General features: G+C 41.1%; 2 protein-coding genes. Both read left to right on the top strand.

What is annotated here, in order from left to right:
- Nucleotides 1-379, top strand: a 379-nt coding sequence (locus Q1K24_RS05750) for a hypothetical protein (RefSeq protein ID WP_300367338.1), incomplete at its 5' end; no start/stop codon positions are given.
- 2 nt (nt 380-381) lie between these two features.
- Nucleotides 382-1,351 (top strand): ATPase, T2SS/T4P/T4SS family (locus tag Q1K24_RS05745; RefSeq protein WP_300367336.1); only part of this gene is annotated, 970 nt, incomplete at its 3' end.

The following is a 1,351-nucleotide window of genomic DNA, read 5'->3' as shown; positions in this document are numbered from 1 at the left end:
TTTTTCATGTCTCAAAGCGGATTACATCGACCGCCTCGCTGTTCCGATGACCGGGCTACGCCATTCAAAAACAGAACGGGCCAATGCCAGCTATTTCGCAACTATCATTTTACAAAAAAAACTGCTCTATCATGCCCTTTTGGATAACGTAGATATTTCCAATCTGCGCCTGCCTGAAACCGATTACATCCTTTCGAAAATCTTTGATATGTATACCAAACATCAGTATAAAAAAGTGGATGAAAAATACTATTTCAATGCGAAAGAGAAAAATGACATGCTCTATGTTCTCTATATTGCGCATGGCAAAGGTTCTCCAAAAATGATTATCGAAGAGAGACTCGACAACCATATATTAAACGTGCATAGGTATTGGTAACGATGGGAAAAATCATTGAATTGCTGATTAACGGCGGATTGGTCACAAAAACTCAGATTGCCGATCTTTTGAGAAGCAAAAAAGAGAAAAAAATCACACTCAAAGCATTGATTGACAACAATATTTTACAATCAGACCAGGCGTATAAATTTATTGCGGATGAAGTCAGAAAAGGCACTATCTCTCTTGAAATGTTAGAACAGGAGGGAGCAGCCATCAATCTCGACAAGATTTTGAAACATCTTTCTGAATTGATGAAAATGGAATATATCAATCTCGATGAAGTCGATATCGATTTGCGTCTCATTTCAAGACTTCCAATGCAAAAACTCGAAAAAATCGGTGCATTGCCAATCAAAGAGAGTGATCTTAATGTTACTGTCGTCTTCAAGGACCCATTTGACTTTAACGCCCAGGAGACCATTCAGCGTGCTTTCCCAAAAAAACCGGTAACAATTGCACTTTCAAGACCAAGCCAGATTGCCTATCATCTCAACCGTCTCGAGATGTCGGAAAGTATCAAAGGTCTCGTGAATGAGATTCGTGAAGAGATTTCAGAGAGTGCATCGGCAACGGAAGCGAGTGAATCGTCGGCTATTTTGAAACTGATCGAAGTTATCCTGAAATCTTCGATCATCGGACGCGCGAGTGACATCCATATCGAACCAACCGAAAACAGCTGTATTGTCAGAAGCCGTATCGACGGAATGTTGACAGAAAGCTTCCGTTTCGACAAGGATATCTATCCCCCGTTATCATCCCGTTTGAAACTGCTCTCCAACCTTGATATCGCCGAAAGACGAAAACCGCAGGACGGCCGTTTTTCAGCGACAATTATGAACCGTGAATTTGACTTCCGTGTCTCGACACTTCCCATTATGAACGGTGAATCGATCGTTATGCGTATTCTGGATAAATCAAAGGTAATGATTCGTCTCGAAGATGCCGGTATGAGCGGACATAATTTCAATA

Origin of the sequence: Hydrogenimonas sp. (assembly GCF_029932565.1) — a bacterium.
Taxonomy (GTDB): domain Bacteria; phylum Campylobacterota; class Campylobacteria; order Campylobacterales; family Hydrogenimonadaceae; genus Hydrogenimonas.
The sequence above is the reverse complement of the archived record's forward strand: the minus strand, read 5'-3'. Positions and strand labels throughout refer to the sequence as shown.